General features: G+C 69.9%; 3 protein-coding genes and 1 CRISPR repeat array. All 3 genes read left to right on the forward strand.

Going from position 1 to position 3592, the window contains the following annotated elements:
- Positions 1-5 precede the first annotated feature (5 nt).
- A CRISPR array of direct repeats spans positions 6-1255; the repeat unit is 29 nt; unit sequence GTGCTCCCCGCCGACGCGGGGGTGGTCCG.
- A gap of 101 nt (positions 1256-1356) precedes the next feature.
- The 3 genes from ABTY04_RS40350 (at position 1357) to ABTY04_RS40365 (ending at position 3510) form a co-directional block, all read left to right on the forward strand.
- Positions 1357-1602, forward strand: a complete 246-nt coding sequence (locus ABTY04_RS40350) for a hypothetical protein (RefSeq protein ID WP_352218411.1) — start codon at positions 1357-1359, stop codon at positions 1600-1602.
- Between the two features lie 560 nt (positions 1603-2162).
- Positions 2163-3035 carry an NUDIX hydrolase gene (locus ABTY04_RS41420; protein WP_502996827.1) on the forward strand — a complete coding sequence of 291 codons (873 nt, stop codon included), beginning with the start codon at positions 2163-2165 and terminating at the stop codon, positions 3033-3035.
- A gap of 40 nt (positions 3036-3075) precedes the next feature.
- Positions 3076-3510: a hypothetical protein gene (locus tag ABTY04_RS40365; protein WP_352218412.1), complete on the forward strand. Its 435-nt coding sequence runs from the start codon at positions 3076-3078 to the stop codon at positions 3508-3510.
- The last annotated feature ends 82 nt before the right edge of the window (positions 3511-3592 follow it).

A 3592-nucleotide genomic window follows, 5' to 3' on the forward strand; every position in this document is an offset into this window, starting at 1 on the left:
TCGCCGTGCTCCCCGCCAACGCGGGGGTGGTCCGCAGATCACGATCGACGCTCTGACTGCGCAGGCGTGCTCCCCGCCGACGCGGGGGTGGTCCGCCGGTCTCTGCGAGGCCTGCGCCCGCCCCATCGTGCTCCCCGCCGACGCGGGGGTGGTCCGCCGGCGGTGACGCCAGGGGCTTGCATATCGCCGTGCTCCCCGCCAACGCGGGGGTGGTCCGCAGATCACGATCGACGCTCTGACTGCGCAGGCGTGCTCCCCGCCGACGCGGGGGTGGTCCGGCGTCGTCGTCGAGGGGCACGTCCTTGAGCGAGTGCTCCCCGCCGACGCGGGGGTGGTCCGCCGCAATCGGTTTGGAGGCGGCCAGGCAGAAAGTGCTCCCCGCCGACGCGGGGGTGGTCCGCCTGCCACCCGCATGCGGGAGACTCGCCCGTTGTGCTCCCCGCCGACGCGGGGGTGGTCCGCTTGCCTGGTGGATCGTGCTCCCCGCCCTCGGGTGCTCCCCGCCGACGCGGGGGTGGTCCGGCTGAGCACGTCCGCAGGGAGAGGGCGAGCGCGTGCTCCCCGCCGACGCGGGGGTGGTCCGGCGGAGGAGAAAGCCAAGCAGAGCCCGAGTCCGTGCTCCCCGCCGACGCGGGGGTGGTCCGACGTTCCACGGGTTGTCTGCCGACGCGGTGCCGTGCTCCCCGCCGACGCGGGGGTGGTCCGCGACCTGGCGTGTATGTCCGGGAGACTCGCTCGTGCTCCCCGCCGACGCGGGGGTGGTCCCGTGACGCCCAGGCGCGAGGACCGCGTCATCGGGTGCTCCCCGCCGATGCGGGGGTGGTCCGACGTACATCGCCGTGACCACCATCAGGGAGAAGTGCTCCCCGCCGACGCGGGGGTGGTCCGTCCTTCGGGAGCTGCCCGACGATGGACGTCACGTGCTCCCCGCCGACGCGGGGGTGGTCCGTGCTTCTGCCCCGGGTACCCGAACCAGGTGTCGTGCTCCCCGCCGACGCGGGGGTGGTCCGGCGCGAGACATCGGCGCAGTGTCGTAGGCGTAGTGCTCCCCGCCGACGCGGGGGTGGTCCAGTCGATCGTTCCCGAGGGACGCAGGGGTGCGACGTGCTCCCCGCCGACGCGGGGGTGGTCCGCCGCCAGTCCAGCACCCGGATGCCGGCTCTTTGTGCTCCCCGCCGACGCGGGGGTGGTCCGGGGTTGTTTGCCATGCCCAGGACCGTGGCCCTGTGCTCCCCGCCGACGCGGGGATGGTCCGACGGCCTGTGGGAGATCGTCTACGGGCCGACGTACACCCAACCGCCCCGGCCCCGGCCGGTAACCCCGGACGCGCTCCGGGCCGGTCCGCAGGCGTTCTGGATGCCGGGCTGGGACCACTACAGCACCTGGGGCTACGACGAAGGACTGGACTGCCTGTACGCCCAGCTCTTCGCAAACCAGGACGACCCCGATGCCGCGCCCCGTATCTGGATCACCCAGCCCAGGTACCTGGTCCGCACCGTCGACGAACTCGTGGTGGCCATCGCCAAGGCCCTCACCCCTCATGTACCGGCGCCAGTGCCGTCCGAAGTCATCGAGTCCTGGCTGACCACCCCGCCACGCTGAGCGGGCCCAGGCACCTTCTCCTGCCCTGCACGCCCGACCCGCGGCGCGTCCGGCGCCGCGGGTCAGATGGCTGTCGACAGGCCGGGGGTGGAGGCTCCGCTGCGTTGCGCGGTCCCACCAGTGCAGGTACAACTCGGTTTTCTGGAGCAGACCGGAGCGCAGAGTGCTGGTTTCCCGGTGAGGGCCGGCGGCCAAGATCGGGACATGAGTGAGCTGATACGGCGTGACGATGCCTCGACGAGGACCAGATCCTGGTCCTTGAAGGCCTCACCCGGGCACAAGTCCTGGACTGGCGCGACCGCACAGCGACCGACCTGGGCTCTCTGTGTTGACCTGATCAGTGCCTGCCACGCTCAGCGGCTCGTAGGGGTTCGGTTTCCGTCGCTGCGGTCGTTGGACGACACAGCCGATCTGTTCCTTGCCAAGTCGGGCCTTGGCCCGCTGACCCATGAATGGGGAGGGCGCAAGTGGATGACTGGATCCCCCGCGAGGAGTGGGTGAAGACGCAGCCCCAGGCGCTTGTGGCGTCGTGCGTCATGCTGCTGGACGACCAGGACCGAATGCTTTTACTCCGGTACGGCCCCGGCCAGGAGAAAGCTAGCGGGACGTGGTGGCTGCCAGGCGGCATGATCGATGAGGGCGAGAACCCGTGGCCGGCAGCCCGCCGCGAGATGGGCGAGGAGACCGGCATCACGTTGGGCTCGGAACCTTGCCTCATCGGAATCGACCACAGGGCCAACGTCCTCGGCACCGGCCCTGTCGTGGACTACTTCTTCGCCGCGAGGCTCGCCGCCGGCCAGCAGATCCGGGCTCAGCCCCGAACACGACCGGCACGCCTTCCACCACCCCGACAACCTTCCGGATCTTCTCGCAGCGCACCGTCAGACGCTCACCGCGCTTCATGCCGCAGCCCTGGCAGGCCGCGCCGTATACCTGCAGGAGGGGATGCCCACATGAGCCGCATCCGTACAGCCGCGACCGGCTTGGTGGTCCGTGACGGCCACGTCCTGCTCGTCAAGGGAAACTGGCCTCAGCCGGATACCTGGCTGCCGCCCGGCGGTGGACAGAAACTGGGCGAGCCTCTGCACCGCGCCGTCGAGCGGGAGGTGCTGGAGGAAACTGGGGTGACCGTTCGCGCCGGACAGTTGCTGTTCCTGCGCGAGCACATCCCCGCCCATCACGAGGACGGCCCGATCGCGTACGACCGTAACCACCGGGTTGATGCGCTGTTCTGGTGCGAGGTCGTTTCGGAGCCGTCCAAGCTGGGCGGGAGCGTCCCGGACCCGACCCACACGGGGGTTGAGTGGGTGCCACTCGACAAGGTCGGCGGGCTGCGGATGATCCCCCTGTACCTGAGCGACCAGCTCACTGACGTCGTTGCCCAGGCCTCTGCCGGTACGTGGCAGACGAGGTACCTGGGCGACATGGCCTGACCCACGCAGAAAAGTGCCCGGTCTCGCCGAGCATGAAGCAGTGTCGGACGATGCGGCGGCCCCGATTGAGGACACCCGAGCACAGCGCTGCCGCCAAGCGCAGCAACCGAGGACTCTGCCGTTCGCCGGGCCCGTGCCGAACGGGCGCAGTGCTCTGGAGCAGCGGTCATACGGCCGCAGTCGGCGCCGCTCCGGACGACGGCTTGATCTTTCGATGGCCTGCGGGCTCAACGTTGCTGGTGGCACGATGAGTTGGGACGAAAGGTGGGGGTTCGTGCGGGGTGACAGGCGTCAGATTCAGACGGCGGTTCTGGGTGGTGCGGACTCAGAAGATCCGCTGATGCTGCCGCTGGAGGCGATCGAGCTGGACGCCTTCCGTCGACGGCATGAGCATGACACGTTCTGGTGCGGGCTGCTCCTCGGCGGCTGCGGCGTCCAGCTGACGACGAAGCTGTACACCGAGGGAGTGTCATGAATCAGGTGGACACCCGCTGTGAAGGGACCCCTGATGGACGCGATGACTGGTCACCTGATCGAGGACGCTGACGGCGTGTCGG

The sequence above is a fragment of the Streptomyces sp. NPDC097981 genome, assembly GCF_040302565.1.
In the GTDB taxonomy this organism is placed as follows: domain Bacteria; phylum Actinomycetota; class Actinomycetes; order Streptomycetales; family Streptomycetaceae; genus Streptomyces.

Excerpts from the sequence above, each read along its gene's own strand:
- ABTY04_RS40350 (WP_352218411.1), top strand. The coding sequence starts at position 1,357 with ATGCCGGGCTGGGACCACTACAGCACCTGGGGCTACGACGAAGGACTG.
- ABTY04_RS41420 (WP_502996827.1), top strand. The coding sequence starts at position 2,163 with ATGCTTTTACTCCGGTACGGCCCCGGCCAGGAGAAAGCTAGCGGGACG.